Here is an 18,247-nt window from a genome sequence, read left to right as displayed (position 1 = left end):
GGGTTTCACAATGTAAGCGACTGGTAAATCTGACAGGCAGAAGGGAGTATAGTTTGTATAGTTAGCTTTTTGCTGAAATTTTAGTTTGATACTAAGGAATTAAAAATGTCTACTGATACTCACACAGTTGCTTACGTTCAAGAAAGCGAATTTGATACTGTTTTAACTGAAAGTGAAGAGAAAGTCGTTGTTGTTGATTTTACTGCTACTTGGTGTGGCCCCTGTCGCCTGATCAGTCCGTTAATGGATCAACTTGCCCAGGAATACAAAGGTCGCGCCAAAGTCGTTAAGGTAGACGTTGACAGCAACAAGCCGATTTTCAAAAAATTCGGTCTTCGCAGTATTCCAGCGGTTTTAATTTTCAAAGATGGTAATTTAGCAGAAACCATCGTGGGAGTTTCTCCTTACGAGGACTTCAGCAACGCTGTTCAGAAGCTTCTTGAGGTTGTTTCAACCTAATTCGTAATTCATCATTAAAAAGGGTTTATACCCGATGCCTAATAACGACAGTAACGTTTCAGGTGGAGTTTAAATTCCCCGAAGTTCCGAGGGTCGGCTTCCGAGGCTCGGACTTCTCACTACTTGAAGCACAATTATAAATTTTAACCCTTTACTTTTCGCCTATAATGTGCTTGAAGTAAACCAGTAGGATATTGTTTTGAGTTAATCAGCTCCAATTTTTCTTCAGGGCTAGGTGGTGGAAAAAGGTCTATACCGCCACCTAAAATAATTGGAATAGTTGAAATAATATATTCGTCAATCAAGCTGTGCTGAAGAAACGAATTGATTAATGCTCCGCCACCAACTAGCCAGATGTTTTCAAAACCTTGAGCCTCTATATTTGCTAACGCCTGTTTTACTGTGTCCGAAACAAACACAACGTCCTCGCGGTCAGATTTGAGTTGGCGCTGGGTGAAAACGAAGGATTTTTTTTCTGGATAAGGCCACTCATCGAAACTAAGCCCAATTTCATATGTCTTGCTGCCCAAGACAATAGCATCAATCGATTCGTAGAAAGCAGCGTAACCGTAGTCTTCCCCTTCTGTGTCAAGGATTGATAGCCAATCAATTCCGCCATCACTGCGAGCAATGTAGCCATCCAAACTAGCTGCTATGTAGAGTGTAACTTTCGTCATTGTGCTTCTGATGAAAAGTAGACAGGGTAATTGAAATATTCAGCGAGTTTCTAATTTAGAAACTCGCTCCTCTAATTTATTGACTTGTTGCTTCAATTCAACCACCAAAGTTGCCAGTCGATCAAACATCCGATCTGGCTGTGATAAGTTCCCTCTGGAACCAGTTGACTGTCGTGGAGTAAGTCTTGTTCTTGGGGATGGAGACTGGCGACTTTGACCTAGTTGAGACTCTATTTGGTTTAATCGTGACTCCACACGATTAAAGTCCGCTTCCAGATTGTTGATGCGGGACTCCACTTGCTGCGATGAAGCAGTTTTGGCAAATAACCCGCCCCAGATAATTGTTACTAAAATCCCAGCAAGTATTAGCACTTGGATTTTTTTCATGTCAATAGCTAAACTCTTTCTAAGTTAGAAAATAGCTTCTGCCAATCGATAGAGTTAACAGTATTATCTCCCTGTTTTACCTCAAATGTGACATTACAAGCGATCGCTAATTTTAGAGCTTGTACGCAAAGTTCTGCCACATCCTCACGGCTGATTTTGCCCTTAATATTATCGCCTTGCTCAAATATTAATTCCTTACCTCCTGCTTCCTCAGTTAAAGCACAAGGTCTAATAATCGTATAAGGAATTCCGCTTTCTCTTAAACTATCTTCTCCCTTCAACTTCCAAGTTAAAATTCCTCCCAATTGGTCATTTAATTTCACTGCTGGCGGTTCTTCATCTAAATTAATGCCGGGGCGTCCGGGACGAGTCACACCTGCTGAACTGACGAGAATAAATTGTGGTAAAGTTGTCCCGCCGTAAGCTTTAATTGATTCCAACTGCAAAGCAAAAGCACCTGGAGAAAAATTGGGATTTAAAGCGCCATCATATTCAAATTTGCTCAACATTAATTGGAATGAACAAATTCTATTCTGCTCAATTGGCGGCGCATCTTTGACAATTTTTGCCCGAAAGACGGGAATCAAATCTGCAAAGGGAATGTGAACATCTATCCAGGTATTAGCTATAGTATCGAAAGAATAGCTGTAGCCAATGCCATCCCATTTTGTATCTGTCCGTAGGAATATTTTATAACGCTGACCGTCACCTTTGACGCGCAATTTTACACCTTCGTAACCAAATAAGTTGAAGGGTGGATCAAAATTCTTAGTTCTGACAGAAGCAAATCCGCCAGAGTTATCCGTGGAGACATTACCAGCAAATAAAGCTGTATTTTCTACTAATTGGATATTACTGGCACTGACGCCACCCATGACGACATCATCCAACGCCCCCCAGTTATCCTGTAATTCTGCTGATGGCTTTGTGAAATCAAATATTAGTTTTTCGTTTGCTTGGGGTAAATATTTTGCGGCCGCTTGGACTAAGTTTTTGACACCTTGATATTCTACATTTTCTGGAGTATCGCCAACAATTTCTGGTTGGTAAAATTTAACACCTTGATAATATTTAGCTCTATCTGCTGTGTCTCCCTCAACTGGTTGTACGCGCACTGCTGTGCAACAAACTACAGCTTGGATATCAGCCATAACTAAAGGAGTTAAAGTTTCTGGTTGAGTGATATCCGCAACTACCAAGTCTATATCATTACCAAGAATTGACCGCGCTTTGTCAATGTCTCGAACTAGGGCGCGAACTTTATAACCTGCTTCGAGCGATCGCTTTACCACTCGTTTACCTACACCACCTGTTGCACCCGCTACTAATATTACACCCATGTTTCTTCCTCCATTGGGTCTATTTTGATTATCCTTAGGACGACCTTGGATTAACTGCTGTACCCAGTTAAGGAAAGGAATTACCTCAAAGTAAGTCAGGGTTTCGATAAACCTGCCTAAGTCCCATTGAGAACGATTTTTGTCAGTCATATTTGCGTCCTCATAACTTTCTCCAGTCTAGCCCAATGAGTTTGATTCCTGTAGATTGAGAAAGAGCGATCGCTCCCTTGGGGATGTAAGTAGCTGTCCAACCAAGAATGTACGCCCTTAGTTCGGTTTATTTCCTGCTTGTGCGTAGATTCTGTTAAATCTTATTGACTCATACTAGTAAATTTATTTTAATGTATTGGCAAAAGCTCTCACGTATTTGTTTGTACTAAAACTACACCGCTAACAGGGGGAGGTATTTCTTCACAAAGCACTGCATCATATTCTCTGGTTTGATTTGGATGATTGTTCATTACTTTAAGTTAGTATATTCATGAAATATGTTTATTCACACGAAGGGTTATAGCGATAAGACTTTTGTGGTTCAGCAATTACTCTACACTTCAGTTGAGATAACTTCTTCACCATAGCTGGAGATAAACGATTCTTACTAACGTTGAGAGTATGTAACCGATTTATTAGGGGACTATTAAATAAAGTTTCAGCACCTTTATCTCCCAAGTCTGCATCCGAAAGGTCAAGTCCAATTAGGCGATTTAGTATACCTGAACTCACGATGAAAGAAGCAATTGCGTTATAACTTTTACCACTTCTCAAGCCTAAATATCTCACCTGATGGAAAAAGCTACCAGAGAAAATACGTTTTAAATAATCTATATCTGGTCGGATGTTAATGTAACCAGAATTGCCAAACCCTAAATCAAGAAACTCTAACCCAGGTAATTCAAGCTTGTTTAAATTCTTAATTAAACCACTACTATCAATAATTAATGTCTTCAAATTATTGTGTTGTATGTTGTCAAAGATTATACCATTACATTCTCTAACCTCTAGTAAATTAAGGTTAGGATAAACTTTTAAAATTCTGCTAGCTTCGTTTATAATTGTTGAGTTTTTACCAGGAGAAATAGACAAGGCTTTGAGTCCAATGAAATGCTTGTAATTCTCTAATAAAATATCAATAATATTACTATTTTCTTCACTATAAATCTTTATAATTAGTGCTTGCAGCTCACCAACTTGGGAGTATTGTAGTAGTAATTTTAAGTCTTCGATAGTCTTCAATCTATATCCAATGCTTGCGGCATCAATAAGAGGATATCTGGGATTAAAGTCCTGAATTACCCAATCTTTTAAAGTGGTAAATAACTGCAATTTATCAAAATTAGATAATTCTTGCTTCACCTTTAGTTTTGATCCTTCCAAGAATAGCTCTTTTAGCTTTTTCTGCAATAAATTATAGGCAAGACTCCGCACCTGTCCAGAAGAATCATTTAAGGCTTCAATTATTAAATCTAAGCCTTCTTTCCCATAATTTGCTGCCTGAGTAATGCCTATAAATCGTATTTCTGCAACCGAACTTCTCAACCGACTTCTTACCCCCTCAAGTCCTCCTAAAACTACAGCGTAGTTTTGATGTTCCTGTTCTCCACCAAGTACTGCATCAAATTCTCCGGGTTGATTTTGATTGTCTGTCATGGTGCTTTACCTTGTGATTCTTTATTAGAATTCCCAAAAATGCGGCATACACATACATCAATGCATAATCAGCCCGGACGACTAGAAGTCGCGGCTATACAAACGAAGTCCGCCTGCGCGGACTAAAGAAAAGCTTATTAACTCACAATGTTTTGAGAAATTCTAGCTGCCGACTTGCAATTGTCGTTGCTAATACACTATCCTCCACCCATGCTCAAGAAAAAAAGAGCGATCGCTCTTTTCGGCGTGTAAGTACCAAGAATGTACGCCCTTGGCTTGGTTTGTTTCCTGCTTTTGCGTAAATTCTGTTAAATCTTATTGAATTATACTAGTACATTTGTTTTAATATATTAGCAAAAGCTCTCACATATTTGTTTGTACTAGTGCCAATGTTAATTGCCGTTGGCTAGAATTTGGTACAACATGATGATTATTGTGTCACTTTTAAAACCCTAAAAAATCAAAAACTCTAATTATGGCTGACTATCAAAAAATTGAGTATCGCATTGGTAAAGATGGGAAAATTACTGAAACAGTGATCAATGCTTCTGGTTCGAGTTGCACAAGTACAACATCGGGAATTGAAAAGGCTTTAGGAGAAGTTGAAAATCAAGAATTATTGCCTGAGTATTACGAAGGCGGTGAGGGCGAGATAGTGGCAGAAAATCAGTCTCTCAAACAAATCTAACAAAGATGCAAATAGGAATGTTTTCTCTTTTAAGCCTTTTGACAATAGCAATAGGAATTTGCACTCTGTTGTTAATTATTCCAGCAATTAGCGCTGCGATCGCCCGCAAAGCAAACTTGGAAACTGACAAGTTAGAGTTGGCGCGATGTCTAACGACAAGCCGCTACGCGTCTACGCAAATTGAATTACTAGAAAATGAACTAAAAGCAACACGTCAAAATTCCTTAGAGCTAGAGCAAAACTTACACCAGCTTGTTTTGGAAAAAGCAGCACTACATCAGGAAGGCTTGCGACTGCATGAGGAATTGCAGCAGCAGCGTCTTGAAGTGACAGACGAAATACGTTTTTCGACATTTGAGCAATTGCAGACATTATTAACAAACTATCCCAGCATTCATCAGATGGTGCGGATTAAACCAGAATTGCCAGCGAAAAATCTGCTATCAATGTTTACGTCTTTAGATAACCTACTCAGCAAATGGGGTTATGAACAGATAGGCAAACCTTGGGAACAAGTACCTTACAATCCGCAGATTCATCAACCAGATACAGCTGATATTGCTGAAGATGAGTTAGTTTACATTCGATTTGTCGGTTATCAGCATCAAGGACGAATTCTTGCCCCTGCGAAAGTTAGTCGTACCTTACCGGGAGGAGGACAAACAATTAAAAATTAAAAATTAAAAATTTAAGAAATGTTGTTGCATATTGCCTTCTTGCCCAATGCCCCATCCTCAATGACAAATGACCAATGACAACAGTAATAATTGATTTTGGTACGAGCAACACTGTTGTTTGTACTACCGATTTGATTACGCAAAAACCACGGACATTGAGATTTGATTCGATGTCGCGCCGCTTTGAAGTAGGGACAGAACAGGTAAGCGTTGTACCCAGTTTAGTATTTGTGGAAGGACGCGATCGCATCTGGTTTGGTGAATCTGTACGCGCCAAACGCTTGGGGTTTGCCCAGCCTGAACGCTGTTTTAGAGCTTTCAAACGCGATTTGGCAGCAGATTTTGTCCCACCTCCCCGACAGTTGGATGGTAATAGTTACAGCGCTGAGGTGGTTTCGGAACTGTTTCTCAAGGAAATTTGGCAACAGGTTGAACAGCAATTACAACCTAGTAGCGTTATTTTCACAGTTCCCGTCGGTGCATTTGAGCGATATCTTGACTGGTTCCGCAACTTGGGCGACAAGTTAAATATTCCCGCAGTGCAAATTGTCGATGAATCTACCGCAGCAGCCCTTGGTTATGCTGTCAAGCATCCTGGGGCTGTGGTTTTGGTGGTTGATTTTGGCGGCGGTACCCTAGATTTAAGTTTAGTACGGACTGTCAGCGCTGAATCTGAACAGCAAATAGTGCGTGCCGAAGTTATCGCAAAATCTGATGCTTTTATTGGCGGCGTAGATATTGATACATGGATTGTTGAACATTATCTGCAAAAAATCGCTTCCTCCCGTGCTGAAGTTGGGGAAATCGGCTTTATGAATCTGTTGGAAGTAGCAGAAAGGGTAAAAATTCAACTTTCAACAACAGATGAGGCTAAAGAAGCTTGGTTTGATGATGAAAATTTTATGTCCCATGAATTGCAATTGCATCGGGATGAATTAGGCGAAATTTTAGAAAATCAACAATTATTAGAACAGTTAAGACAGGCGATAGATGAAGTATTAGCGATCGCACTTTCTAAAGGGATCAGCAAATCTACAATTGAACAAGTCTTATTAGTGGGTGGTACTTGTCAAATTCCTGCCGTGCAACAACTGGTAATTTCCTATTTTGGACGACAAAAGGTAAAGTTAGACAAACCCTTTGAAGCTGTGGCACATGGCGCATTAGCTTTAAGTGAAATGGCAGCAGTTGATGATTACCTGCGCCACAGTTATGCTATTCGTCTTTGGGAACCCCACAGCAAAAGTTATTCCTACTTAACTTTGATTGAAAAAGGGGCAAAGTATCCAGGGGCGCGTTCTGAAGCTTTAACTCTGCAAGTCGCCACAGAGGGACAGCGAGAAATCCGTCTTGATATTGGGGAAGTAGCAGAAGTTTCCCAAGCGGAAGTTTATTACGATACTCAAGGAAGGATGACGAGCAGCCAGTTAGTAAAACAAGATAGTTATCGCTCTTTGGAAACTCATCATCAACAAGTATGTGTCGCCCATATCGAACCGGCTGGACAAACGGGAATAGACCGAATACAAGCACAATTTGAAGTCAATGAACAACGGGTATTAGTCGTAACAGTGAAGGATTTATTGACAGGGAAGATGTTAGTAGATAGGGGTGCGATCGCTAAACTAAAATAATCTTCTCTTGGTGTCTTGGCGCCTTTGCGGTTCGTTTAAAAAAGAATTGTAATCAAAAATGGGAATATTACTAATATAGCGTTGCAGTTCAATCCAATACAGACCTAACCCCCAACCCCTTCCCTACAAGGGAAGGGGAGTAAGATTCAAAGCCTCTCTCCTTGTAGGAGAGAGGTTTGGAGAGAGGTCAAAACTGTACTGCACCCAAGCGAGAACCCTTATAGTAAAGTTGGAAAAATGCAATGGCAGAGAATCAGAATCAACCTAAAGAATATGATGCCGTTTTAGGTACTCAAAATTCTGCCCCAATTGGCAGTGTTATCTTAGGTGGATTGGAAGGTGTTAAAAACCGATTGAGAAGTGTAGATATAGAAGCGCAAATTGCCGCATTAAAAGAGGCACTAAATTACGGAGAAGCAGGTTTAGACTTAGTAATTCAGGCTTGGCAATATGAATCAGGAAAGTTCAAGTGGGCTGCCTATTCGTTACTTCGCCACAGGGAAGAAGCAAGAGTTAAACAAGCGTTACAAGAATATAATCCCTGGCTAAATATCACTTGCCTCCACACTTTACAGCAGAATACACTCATCACAGTTGTTGCCATTAGCCCAGATGGGAGAACTCTTGTCAGTGCCGGAAGAGACATTAATCTTTGGGATTTGCATACCGGACAACTTCAACCTATTTCTATGGCCGATTTCAACGTTAATTCCTTGGTTATTAGCCAAGATGGAAAAACTTTAGTTAGTAGAGGAGGAACTTATGATGGTGATCACAAAATCAAAGTGTGGGATTTACAGAGTGGACAGCGTAAACAAACTTTAGAAGAATTTGCGTACAGAGTTTTTTCCCTAATTATTAGTCCAGATGGAAAGACGCTTGCCTGTGGCAGTGAGAATAATGGAATTAATGTCTGGGATTTGCAGACAGAACAAATTATACGTACTATGAGTGGTCATTCACACTACTTAGTTCAAGCGTTAGCTATCAGTTCCGATGGAAAAACTCTGGTTAGTGGTAGTAATGACGCAACCATCAAAGTACGAAATTTTGAAACTGGAAAGCTGATACACACTTTTAAAAAACATTCAAATGGTGTTGAGTCTGTAGCTATTAGCCCAGATGGACAGACAATTGTCAGTGGTAGTAAAGACAAAACAATTAAAGTATGGAATTTACAGACAAAACAGCTTCAGTTCACACTTGAAGGGCATTCAGGGTGGGTTTCTTGTGTAGCTATCAGCCCAGACGGAAACACTATTGTTAGTTGTAGTAGAGACAAAACTATCAGAATTTGGGACTTGCAAACTGGGGAATGTCAACGCATTCTCAAAGATCATACTGATTGGGTTTATTGTGTAGCTATCAGTCCAGATGGGAACACTCTTGTTAGTGGTAGTAGAGATAAAACTATCAAAATATGGGGTATTAAGCCATAGAAAAAACAAATCCTAGCGATTAGAAATCGCGGCTATACAAACGAAGTCCGCCTGCGCGGACTCAAGGAATTTGAAACCCACGGAGGTGGGTTTTGTCTGTATAGCCGCGAATTCCATAGGGATATTTTTACAAAAGTGAGATGTACCCCTTCCATAACAACTGCGATCGCACTATATTTACAGCAATCATTTCTCAAATTAAAGTAATTTTATAGCCGTGTATTGGGAACAATGATTAGAGTGAGGTGGTAAAAGTACAATGGCTGAGAATCAACCGAGAGAATATGATGCTGTACTTGGTGGACAAGTGCCTCCACCTGTTGATGCTTTAGTTTTAGGTGGACTAGAAGGAGCCAAACTTCGTTTAAATAGTAATGATATAAAAGTCAAAATTGCAGCTTTCACAGAATTAATCAACTATGGAGAGATAGGCTTAGATTTATTGCTAGATTTGTTTCAAAACGAGAAATCAGAAGAAGTACAAAAATCAGCTTATTTGTTATTGCGTTATCGAACAGAAGCGAAAGTAAAAAAGATTTTGCAAACCTACGACCATTGGCAACTGTTTGATGATATCGGTATATTAGAAGGAGAATCACACTTAGCTCAGTGTATGGTTATTAGCCCTGATAGTCAAACTCTTTTTACTGGAGGTCGTAACGATACAATAAAAGCTTGGGACTTAAATCTAGGTAAACTAAAGTATACTCAATTAGTCAAGTCTGGTTCTATTATTTCCCTAGATATTAGCCTTGATGGAAAAACTTTAGTTGATGGAAGTAAATTTGTCAAAATAAAAGTTTGGGAAGTCAAGTCAGATAAGATTAAACGCAGACAGTTTCTTAAAAATCAAGGTGGAGTCAGCATAATTTTTGTTGCTTTGAGTGCTGATGGAGAAACTCTATTTAGTGGAACACCATTTCATAACACTAAGATATGGAATTTAAAGACGGGAAGCTACGGAAGATTTGAAGGAGATACATGGGCAGCAATATCTTATGCTATTAGTCAAAATAAACAAACTATTGTGACGGGTATGCATATCATTAATCTTTGGGATGTAGAGACAAGAAGACTAAAAAAGACTTTCAAATCCCTTTCGGAAGTTAAAATAATTGCTATTAGTCCTAATGAAAAAAATATTATCGGTGCTTTTGGAGATAAAACGATCAAAATATGGGATGTTGATACAGGAAATATTGTACATACGCTCACAGGACATTCAGATTACATTACATCTTTAGTTATCAGTTCCGATGGAAAAAACTTAGTTAGCGCCAGTCGTGACCAAACTATCAAAATATGGGATTTAAATACTGCAACCCTAAAAAAAACGCTTCACGGAGATTCAGGATGTGTTAACTGTATAGCCATTAGTCCTGATGGACAATTTATTACAAGTGGTAGCAATGATGGAACTATCAATATTTGGGGAGTACCATAAAGTAAAAAATAGATGCGATCGCACTTCTGTAATTGAAAAAAATTATCCCACATAAAACGTATTTATGAAATTAGGTGATTGTAGCGATCGCCCTATAATATGACTATATATGCAGCAATCATTTTTCAAATTAAAGTAATTTTATAGCCGTGTATTGGGAACACTAATAACAGTGAAGTGGTAAAAGTAAAATGGCAGAAAATCAACCAAGAGAATTTGATGTTGTAGTTGGTGGTGATAATCCTTCACCATTAGGTGGTTTGGTGTTAGGAGGCTTGGAAGGAGTCAAACACCGTTTGTCAAGTAATATTTTAGAAGAACGCATCGCTGCACTTTCCGAAGTGTTGAATTATGGAGAACCTGGTTTAAATTTGTTGATTCAGGCTTTAAAAGATGAATCAGAACAGGTTCAAAATAAAGCATACTCTCTTTTATTTTTAAGAGAGGAAGAAAATGTCAAAGAGGCACTACGTCAATACAAGCCTTGGCAATTTTTTGGATACTTACGCACCACAAGTGGACATTCATGTGCAGTATGTTGCAGTGCAGTTAGCCCAGATAGCCAAATTTTAGTGACTGGCGCAAGTGATGGGATTAAAGTTTGGAATTTAAAAACAGCAAAACAACTTTATTCCCTATCACATTCTGATCCTAGATATGTGAGTATTAGCCCAGATGGAGAAACTCTTTTGAGTGCCTTTTATGATTATGGCAAAATGCAAGTTTGGGATTTAAAAACAGGTCAACTTCTTCAAACTCTTAAGCAAGATTTACATTATCCTACTTCGATAATTGTTAGTTCAGACTGGCAGACTGCTGTAGGTGTCAAAAACAAAAGTATTGATATATGGGATTTAAAGACAAAACAGCTAATCCGAACTCTAAAAGTTTATTGTGGAAAGCTGAGTTCTATAGCTCTGAGTTCAAATGGAAAAATTTTAGCAGGAGGTAGTTTTGATAACCGCATCCGAGTATGGGATTTGAACACAGGAAAAGAAATTAATACACTTGAAGGTCATGTACAAAGTGTTTGTTTTCTTGCTATTAGTCCCGATAATAAAACCATTGTTAGCTGTGGAGATAAAACTATAAAAATATGGGATTTAGAAACAGGAAAATTAATTAATACTTTTATAGGTCATAAACGCCGCATAGTCTCTGCTGCTATTAGTTATGATTGGCAAACAATTATTAGTTACAGTACAGACAAATTTATTGTTAAATGGAACTTAAATACAGGTGGAAAATTAGGTACATATCAAGAGACTTGTGAGACTGATTTCTCTTTATTAATAACTGATCATGGGGAAAATTTTCTTACTATCAGCGATCATATAGTGAATGTATGGAATTTACATACAGGACAAGTCATCGATACATTTTCAGTAGCAGGACATTTAGGTTCAATTAGTTCTCTAGCTCTCAGTTCTGATGGATTAACTATTTACAGTTGCGGAGGCGGTGATGCAACTATCAAGTTATGGGATGCTAGAACAGGGGATAACATTTCTACTCTCTATGGACATTCATCCCCAGTTCATTGTGTAGTTGCTAGCCAGGATGGCAGTATTTTGTTGAGTGCTAGTAGCGATAAAACTATCAAAATTTGGGATGTAAAAGATAGGCAAGAAATAAGTACTCTCGTTGGTCATTCCAACAAAATTTTTTCTCTTGATATTAACTGTGATGGCAAAATATTAGCTAGTGGAGATTTAGATGGCAATATTAAAGTATGGAATTTAGAAACAGAAGAAGAAATTTATACTTTACAACAGAAGGCATACTTAAATCCTGTTAAATGTGGAGTTTACCGCCTAGCTATCAGTCCAGATGGCAAAAAATTGGTTAGTTGTACTGAGCCACTTTATCCAGTATTGCAAGTGTGGAATTTAGAAACTGGGGAAGAACTTTATACATTAACAGAAATACCTGTTGAATTTATCAAGATTAGTCCTAATGGAAAATATTTAATTAGTGGAGATCATAATCGAAAAAATATTGAATTACGTGATTTAGAAACAGGAACACAAATTCGTAATTTTCCCGGACAAATAGATTGTCTTACTATTAGTCCAGATGGACAAGCACTATTTGTTGGTAGTAACGACCAAAGCATTCAAATCTGGGATTTGAATACAGAAAAATTAGTTCGTTCGTTAAGAAGACACCCATTTTATTATTATCATAAAAATGTACTATCTATCAGTCAAAATGGGCAAATTCTTGTTAGTGGAAAGGGTGGTAATATTAATATATGGGCAACACGACAAATTTAGTAAAAGTGAGTGTAATAGTAGGAATTACCGCAAATTGTCAGAATATTATGAGTCAAAATTGAGATCGCACTATCAAAAGAACGTGATTTTTTAAAATTAGATTAGATGCTTGTAGCGATCGCACTCAACAATCCCGTCGGAAGTAGGTAAACATAATTAAATATAAAATAAACTCTTAGTTTGTAGTGAGCGATTTATCGCTCAGACCAAGGATTATCAGGACTAAAGTCCTTACTACAAACTTTAATTTATTTATGCTTAGATATTTAGTAATAAGTATCAAATTATCACAAAAACTGTCATTTTACTGAAGAAATCATCAAATGATTGACCACGATCGCCTATTTAAAGAACTTCTTTCCAACTTCTTGCCAGAGTTTATCGAGCTATTTTTTCCAGATATCAGCGCTTACTTGGAGAGAGATTCAATAGAGTTTTTGCCACAAGAGATATTCACAGATGTGACTGAGGGAGAACGTAAAATACTCGATATAGTTCTGCAAGTCTCAGTGAGAAACCAAGATACTTTATTTATCATTCATACTGAACATCAATCTTATTCCCAAACTAATTTCAACCAGCGAATGTTTACATATTTCGCTAGACTGCACGAAAAATATGCCCTCCCAGTGTACCCGATAGTCATTTATTCTCATGACTCTCCGCAAACACCAGAACCGAACTCTTATCGCATCGATTTTCCCAATAAGCGGGTGCTGGAATTTAATTATGAAGTTGTCCAGCTAAATCAATTAAAATGGCAGGATTTCGTAAATCAGAGAAATCCTGTAGCTAGCGCTTTGATGGCGAAAATGCGGATTGATGTTCAAGAACGCCCAACAGTAAAGCTAATGTCGCTACAATTGCTAGCGAATTTGGGACTCAACCCCGCACAAATCCAGTTAATTTCTGGGTTTATTGATACATATCTTGATTTGAATGCTCAAGAAGAAATAATGTTTCAAGAACAACTTGCTAGTATTGAACCAAAGCAGGAGGAAAAAGTTATGCAAATCGTCACCAGTTGGATGAGACAAGGTATACAGCAAGGCGAATTGAAGATGATTTTACGCTTGCTTAACCGCCGTATAGGTGAAGTGAACCCGCAATTACAAGAACGCATTCAAACTTTGTCAACGGCTGAGTTAGAAAATTTGGGAGAAGCTTTACTAGATTTTACAACTGCTGCTGATTTAGAAGCTTGGTTTGAGGCTAGATAAGTACCCAAGGTAAGAGTTATGCAAATCGTCACCAGTTGGATGAGACAAGGTATACAGCAAGGAGAATTGACGCTGATTTTACGCCTACTTAACCGCCGTATAGGTGAAGTGAACCCGCAATTACAAGAACGCATTCAAACTTTGTCAACGGCTGAGTTAGAAAATTTGGGAGAAGCTTTACTAGATTTTACAACTGCTGCTGATTTAGAAGCTTGGTTTGAGGGTCGATAGTTAGAGTTTTTTCCTCGTTTCCAGGTGAAGGGGTTAAGAGCGATCGCAAATTAAATAAGCTAGTTTCAAAAGTAAAAGCACGATGTCAAAAAATTCCAATCGCCCAAGAGTTTATGATGCTGTCCTTGGTGGTCAAAAAAAAGCCCCGCCTGGTGCTGTAGTCTTGGGAGGACTAGAAGGTGTTAAAAGACGCTTGGCAAATCCAGTTGTTGAGCAAAAAATTGCGGCGCTAGAAGAAGCGCTAAAGTATGGCGAAGTAGGCTTGGAATTAGTAATATTGGCGTTGGAAGATAAATTATGGAAAATACGGCAAGCAGCTTATTTACTACTTGTAAATAAACAAGATTCCGTAGTGCAACAAGCACTTCAGGAATATCAAAAAAGCAGTAGATATGATGTTTTTGTTGCTATGGGGCGCACTGGTGGAGTATCCGATGTTGATACGCTCATGGAAAGTTTGGAAAATGAACAGAATACCGCGACTACTAAGTTAGTTGACTATACACTAGGTTTAGTTAATACCAATGAGGGTAAAGACCGAATTCGACATTACCTTTTCAATGGCACACAGATACAACGTAATTATGCAGCACTTTACTTTAAACGAAAAGGTGTAAAAGATATTTTAATTGAAGCAGTGCAGCAGGGCTGTATTGACAGAGTGCAAGCATTTTCTAAATAAAACAGCAATGTCAGATAATACCAATCAACCAAGAGAATATGATGCTGTACTTGGCGGAAAAAATATTCCCTCACTAGAAAGTGCAGCAGTTTTAGGTGGTATTGAAGGGGTAAAATTACGGTTGAAGAATGCAGACCCAAAGGTGAGAATTGCAGGACTTTGGCAAGCTTTGAATTATGGAGAGCAGGGCTTAGATTTAGTAATTCAGACTTTAAATAATGAGTCTGTAGAAGTACAAAAACAAGCTTATTCGCTGTTAAATACTCGCACAGAAACAAGGGTTCAACAGGTTTTAATAGAGTCCGATGCACATTTAAGACTAGGAGGAATAACAGACTACACCCGCTTGCGTGACTTTCTTGCTGTTGGGAAGTGGAGAGAAGCGGATGAGGAAACATGGCGAGTGATGTTCGCGGTTGCGAAACGGCAAAAAGAACGTTGGTTGCGTGAAGAAGATATTGATAACTTCCCTTGTGAAGACCTCCGCACTATTGACGATTTGTGGGTAAAATATAGTAATGGACATTTTGGCTTTTCTGTTCAACAGCGTATTTTTCACAGCTTGGGGGTAACACGAGAGTCTAACTATAAAATTTGGGGAGAGTTTGGTTTACAGATAGGATGGATGCAACGACACTTATGGTTGTATTACAGAGAGATTAGTTTTGATATAAAAGCACCAAAAGGACACCTCCCTGCTTCTATTAGTATTTGCTATAAACCTTACTCTGGTGGATCTGATTATAAGACAGCAGAATTTGTCGCTTTTATTTCATCGAGACTTGTAAATTGTGACATTTAAAGCTTAAAGACAATTATTAATATTTATCAATAAATAATTTCTTACCCCAAATTACAAACAAAATATCTTTGTGTTATGCTTGCGATTTTGCGCGAAAAAAATCATCCAAATTAAAATTTAACACAGCGCCTATAGGTTCTCTACCCTAGATTACTGGCAAAGAAATAAGAGGTGCATTTCAAATTCTACTAATTTACCGTTCATTCTTGTGAGAATTGCCAGCAGGTTCAGATCCCCGACTTCTTCAAGAAGTCGGGGATCTTGATTCTCACGATATAATTACACCCAACGCCCTACAACTACTCGCACAGTTCCATCTTCTAAAACTTCTTCTGCCTCCACATTAAAGCCTTGTTCTTGCACTGTTGCCATCAAGGTTTTATGAGCATATTTTTGGCTGATAGAGTTAACAAACTGTTGTTGATTAATTTTTGCTCCCCAAAAGTCTGCAACTATTTCGTAATTTTCACCACTGCGGCGAAAACCTAAATCATAACCATTGTTCTGGCGAATCACATACTCGGCTTGAGTCGTATTGCCTTGATATCCGCGTACATTCGTGTTGCATTCAACTTGATAGTTTAATTCTTGCAACACTTGATGCAGAATTTCACCGCGTTTGATTTGGACTTTTATAGTTGTGAAATGAGACATAATGCCAATTTGGGATTTTAGATTTGGGATTTTGGATTAAATAACAAGGCGCAGATAACGCAGAGTTTTTCTATTTTAATCGACTTCTAAAGGGCCTATTCCTTGTTCAGTTGAGTATTGTTTTAATTCCTCTACCAACAGCACATCATTGGAGGCGGTTCTTGCACCGGCTTGTGCTGCCCATTGCTTTAATGCTTCAATTTGTTCATGTGCGATCGCAGCTAAAGGTACTGTTTGAGCTACAGCCAGTAAAATATCCTCTGTATTAAAGTCTCGGCGCTGTCCCTCAATTCTTGTGGAAAATGCTTTGTGCATAGCGTCAACGATTACTTGCTCTATCTCTGCACCGCTAAAATTGGGACTTTGTTTGGCTAACAAAGCTAAGTTAAATTCTCGCAGCCGATTCGGGCGTAACCGTTGCAAATGCACTTTAAAAATCTCTTGGCGTTCGGCTTCTGTAGGTAGATTCAAAAAGAAAATTTCATCAAATCTTCCTTTCCGCAACAACTCGGCTGGTAATATTTTGACATTATTTGCCGTGGCGACAATAAATACACTCGCGGTTTTCTCCTGCATCCAGGTAATCAAACTGCCAAACACGCGGCGCGATGTCCCCGAATCCCCATCAATGCTACTGGTAATATTGCCAAAGGCTTTGTCAATTTCATCAATCCACAAAACGCACGGTGCCATTGCTTCGGTTAACTGAATCATTTGACGTACGCGGCTTTCGCTTTCGCCGACAATCCCACCAAATAAACGCCCAGAATCTAATCTTAATAGCGGTAAACGCCATTCATGAGCAATTGTCTTGGCAGAGAGAGATTTACCAGTTCCCTGAATGCCCACAAGTAACATCCCTTTAGGGTTAGGAATACCGTAGCGTCTGGCTTCTTCGGTAAAAGCATCTTGACGCATCAGTACCCACTGTTTGAGTTGATCTAATCCACCAACTCGTTTGAGTGATTCTTGTGGTGTGAAAAACTCTAAAATACCAGTTTGCCGGATTGCTTGCTTTTTCTCTTCTAATACGCCGTCAATGTCAGACTCATTTACCTGCTGTTTAGCAGCTAAAGCTTTTGCCAACACTCTCGAAATCCGGGTGCGACTTAAACCTTGACAGGCTTTAACTAACTGTTCCCGCCCTAAACCGGAGACATTTAACTTATCTGGTACTACCAATTGTTGGATTAAATTATCTATTTCCCTAACACTAGGTAAGGGAAAATCAACTACTGTCACTTCTTGCAATAACTCATCAGGAAGTTCTAAAGTATGGCTGGTGGTGATGATAATTTTACGCGATCGCTTTAACTCCCGTGTCAAGTTTCGTAACTCCCGCACAATCGGGGCATTCTTCTCGGTAGTCGGGTTTTTCACAAATGGGTGCAAATCCCGCAGTATAAACATTGCAGGTGTTTGGGCATCAGCTTTACCAATTCGCCCTAACGCCGCCATCACCGAACCTTTATCTGCACCATTATCACTCCAACCCCGGACAATATCCCAAAATAAAAGCTGTCGTTTGGGCACAGAACGCAATGCAACTTGCTGCAACACTTCTTCCACAGGTTCTTCTTCAACGGAAATCACATACAGTAAGGGATACCGTGCCCGAATCATCAAATCAAGTTGCTCTACCAAGGAGGCATATTGCTGATTCTGGCTACTATCAGTTGCGTCTGGTTTTCCATTTTGATCAAAATTACTCATTTGGTTAATTACTAATGGCGTGGCGGCGTCAGAACTGACAAACAACAAAGACAGCCCTTAGTTGATATTTTCTTGTAGAGAACGTATGTACTAATACTTATCTTCTAGTGTATTTGCTTTTTTGCGTATTGCCAAGAGGTTTTGCGATCGCTGGTTGCAATACGCTTGGGTTAAGGATAATCGTAGGTTGGGTGGAACTTAAGTGTTACCCAACAAATCCACCCACGAAAATGTTGGGTTTCGTTCCTCCACCCAACCTACGCAGATGAAGGGTTTT

At 38.9% G+C, this 18,247-nt stretch carries 17 protein-coding genes; 11 read left to right on the top strand and 6 right to left on the bottom strand.

What is annotated here, in order from left to right; translation table 11 throughout:
• Positions 1-105 precede the first annotated feature (105 nt).
• Positions 106-459, top strand: a complete 354-nt coding sequence (gene trxA, locus HWQ41_RS15275) for a thioredoxin (protein WP_292764155.1) — start codon at positions 106-108, stop codon at positions 457-459.
• 143 nt (positions 460-602) lie between these two features.
• Here trxA and HWQ41_RS15270 read toward each other — a convergent pair whose 3' ends face one another.
• From HWQ41_RS15270 to HWQ41_RS15255, 4 genes are all read right to left on the bottom strand, one after another.
• A complete protein-coding gene (locus HWQ41_RS15270; protein WP_292764151.1) occupies positions 603-1,136 on the bottom strand; it encodes a dihydrofolate reductase family protein in 534 nt (177 codons plus the stop codon).
• Positions 1,137-1,175: 39 nt separating this feature from the next.
• Entirely contained in the window at positions 1,176-1,523 is a 348-nt protein-coding gene (locus tag HWQ41_RS15265; protein ID WP_292764147.1) for a hypothetical protein, read from the bottom strand.
• Between the two features lie 8 nt (positions 1,524-1,531).
• Positions 1,532-3,013, bottom strand: coding sequence for a CIA30 family protein (locus HWQ41_RS15260; protein ID WP_292764144.1), 1,482 nt, complete (start codon positions 3,011-3,013; stop codon positions 1,532-1,534).
• Between the two features lie 342 nt (positions 3,014-3,355).
• The gene (locus tag HWQ41_RS15255) at positions 3,356-4,510 is read right to left on the bottom strand and encodes a hypothetical protein (protein ID WP_292764141.1); all 1,155 of its coding nucleotides are present in this window, start codon (positions 4,508-4,510) and stop codon (positions 3,356-3,358) included.
• 475 nt (positions 4,511-4,985) lie between these two features.
• Here HWQ41_RS15255 and HWQ41_RS15250 point away from each other — a divergent pair, with 475 nt between their 5' ends.
• The 10 genes from HWQ41_RS15250 to HWQ41_RS15205 all read left to right on the top strand — a co-directional run bounded on the left by HWQ41_RS15250 (position 4,986) and on the right by HWQ41_RS15205 (position 15,603).
• Positions 4,986-5,198, top strand: coding sequence for a DUF2997 domain-containing protein (locus HWQ41_RS15250; RefSeq protein WP_292764138.1), 213 nt, complete (start codon positions 4,986-4,988; stop codon positions 5,196-5,198).
• A gap of 38 nt (positions 5,199-5,236) precedes the next feature.
• Positions 5,237-5,875 (top strand): hypothetical protein, encoded by a 639-nt coding sequence (locus HWQ41_RS15245; RefSeq protein WP_292764136.1) that lies wholly within the window; start codon positions 5,237-5,239, stop codon positions 5,873-5,875.
• A 74-nt stretch (positions 5,876-5,949) separates the two neighbouring features.
• Positions 5,950-7,509: an Hsp70 family protein gene (locus HWQ41_RS15240; RefSeq protein ID WP_292764133.1), complete on the top strand. Its 1,560-nt coding sequence runs from the start codon at positions 5,950-5,952 to the stop codon at positions 7,507-7,509.
• 242 nt (positions 7,510-7,751) lie between these two features.
• Positions 7,752-8,948 (top strand): WD40 repeat domain-containing protein, encoded by a 1,197-nt coding sequence (locus HWQ41_RS15235; RefSeq protein ID WP_292764131.1) that lies wholly within the window; start codon positions 7,752-7,754, stop codon positions 8,946-8,948.
• A gap of 259 nt (positions 8,949-9,207) precedes the next feature.
• Complete coding sequence (locus HWQ41_RS15230) at positions 9,208-10,392, top strand: WD40 repeat domain-containing protein (RefSeq protein ID WP_292764129.1); 1,185 nt, start codon at positions 9,208-9,210, stop codon at positions 10,390-10,392.
• Positions 10,393-10,583: 191 nt separating this feature from the next.
• The gene (locus HWQ41_RS15225; protein ID WP_292764126.1) at positions 10,584-12,668 is read left to right on the top strand and encodes a WD40 repeat domain-containing protein; all 2,085 of its coding nucleotides are present in this window, start codon (positions 10,584-10,586) and stop codon (positions 12,666-12,668) included.
• 323 nt (positions 12,669-12,991) lie between these two features.
• The gene (locus HWQ41_RS15220; RefSeq protein ID WP_292764123.1) at positions 12,992-13,888 is read left to right on the top strand and encodes a DUF4351 domain-containing protein; all 897 of its coding nucleotides are present in this window, start codon (positions 12,992-12,994) and stop codon (positions 13,886-13,888) included.
• Positions 13,889-13,906: 18 nt separating this feature from the next.
• Complete coding sequence (locus tag HWQ41_RS15215) at positions 13,907-14,119, top strand: DUF4351 domain-containing protein (protein WP_292764120.1); 213 nt, start codon at positions 13,907-13,909, stop codon at positions 14,117-14,119.
• Positions 14,120-14,201: 82 nt separating this feature from the next.
• Positions 14,202-14,801 carry a hypothetical protein gene (locus HWQ41_RS15210; protein ID WP_292764118.1) on the top strand — a complete coding sequence of 200 codons (600 nt, stop codon included), beginning with the start codon at positions 14,202-14,204 and terminating at the stop codon, positions 14,799-14,801.
• Positions 14,802-14,808: 7 nt separating this feature from the next.
• Positions 14,809-15,603, top strand: a complete 795-nt coding sequence (locus HWQ41_RS15205; protein ID WP_292764115.1) for a GUN4 domain-containing protein — start codon at positions 14,809-14,811, stop codon at positions 15,601-15,603.
• A gap of 279 nt (positions 15,604-15,882) precedes the next feature.
• Here the strand turns inward: HWQ41_RS15205 and HWQ41_RS15200 are convergent, their stop codons facing one another.
• Complete coding sequence (locus HWQ41_RS15200; protein WP_292764112.1) at positions 15,883-16,257, bottom strand: DUF1257 domain-containing protein; 375 nt, start codon at positions 16,255-16,257, stop codon at positions 15,883-15,885.
• Between the two features lie 75 nt (positions 16,258-16,332).
• On the bottom strand, positions 16,333-17,970 hold the full coding sequence (locus tag HWQ41_RS15195; RefSeq protein WP_292764109.1) for an AAA family ATPase: 1,638 nt from the start codon (positions 17,968-17,970) through the stop codon (positions 16,333-16,335).
• Positions 17,971-18,247: the final 277 nt, after the last annotated feature.

Source organism: Nostoc sp. NOS(2021) (assembly GCF_017115025.1).
Lineage (GTDB): Bacteria > Cyanobacteriota > Cyanobacteriia > Cyanobacteriales > Nostocaceae > Nostoc.
This window is presented reverse-complemented; position numbering and strand designations above follow the sequence as displayed.

Bases quoted from the DNA above. Each gene is read 5' to 3' on its own strand.
- HWQ41_RS15230 (WP_292764129.1), top strand. From the start codon at position 9,208: ATGGCTGAGAATCAACCGAGAGAATATGATGCTGTACTTGGTGGACAA.
- HWQ41_RS15205 (WP_292764115.1), top strand. From the start codon at position 14,809: ATGTCAGATAATACCAATCAACCAAGAGAATATGATGCTGTACTTGGC.
- HWQ41_RS15200 (WP_292764112.1), bottom strand. From the start codon at position 16,257: ATGTCTCATTTCACAACTATAAAAGTCCAAATCAAACGCGGTGAAATT.
- HWQ41_RS15225 (WP_292764126.1), top strand. From the start codon at position 10,584: ATGGCAGAAAATCAACCAAGAGAATTTGATGTTGTAGTTGGTGGTGAT.
- trxA (WP_292764155.1), top strand. From the start codon at position 106: ATGTCTACTGATACTCACACAGTTGCTTACGTTCAAGAAAGCGAATTT.
- HWQ41_RS15195 (WP_292764109.1), bottom strand. From the start codon at position 17,970: ATGAGTAATTTTGATCAAAATGGAAAACCAGACGCAACTGATAGTAGC.
- HWQ41_RS15250 (WP_292764138.1), top strand. From the start codon at position 4,986: ATGGCTGACTATCAAAAAATTGAGTATCGCATTGGTAAAGATGGGAAA.
- HWQ41_RS15215 (WP_292764120.1), top strand. From the start codon at position 13,907: ATGCAAATCGTCACCAGTTGGATGAGACAAGGTATACAGCAAGGAGAA.
- HWQ41_RS15260 (WP_292764144.1), bottom strand. From the start codon at position 3,013: ATGACTGACAAAAATCGTTCTCAATGGGACTTAGGCAGGTTTATCGAA.
- HWQ41_RS15220 (WP_292764123.1), top strand. From the start codon at position 12,992: ATGATTGACCACGATCGCCTATTTAAAGAACTTCTTTCCAACTTCTTG.
- HWQ41_RS15235 (WP_292764131.1), top strand. From the start codon at position 7,752: ATGGCAGAGAATCAGAATCAACCTAAAGAATATGATGCCGTTTTAGGT.
- HWQ41_RS15210 (WP_292764118.1), top strand. From the start codon at position 14,202: ATGTCAAAAAATTCCAATCGCCCAAGAGTTTATGATGCTGTCCTTGGT.
- HWQ41_RS15270 (WP_292764151.1), bottom strand. From the start codon at position 1,136: ATGACGAAAGTTACACTCTACATAGCAGCTAGTTTGGATGGCTACATT.
- HWQ41_RS15255 (WP_292764141.1), bottom strand. From the start codon at position 4,510: ATGACAGACAATCAAAATCAACCCGGAGAATTTGATGCAGTACTTGGT.
- HWQ41_RS15240 (WP_292764133.1), top strand. From the start codon at position 5,950: ATGACAACAGTAATAATTGATTTTGGTACGAGCAACACTGTTGTTTGT.
- HWQ41_RS15265 (WP_292764147.1), bottom strand. From the start codon at position 1,523: ATGAAAAAAATCCAAGTGCTAATACTTGCTGGGATTTTAGTAACAATT.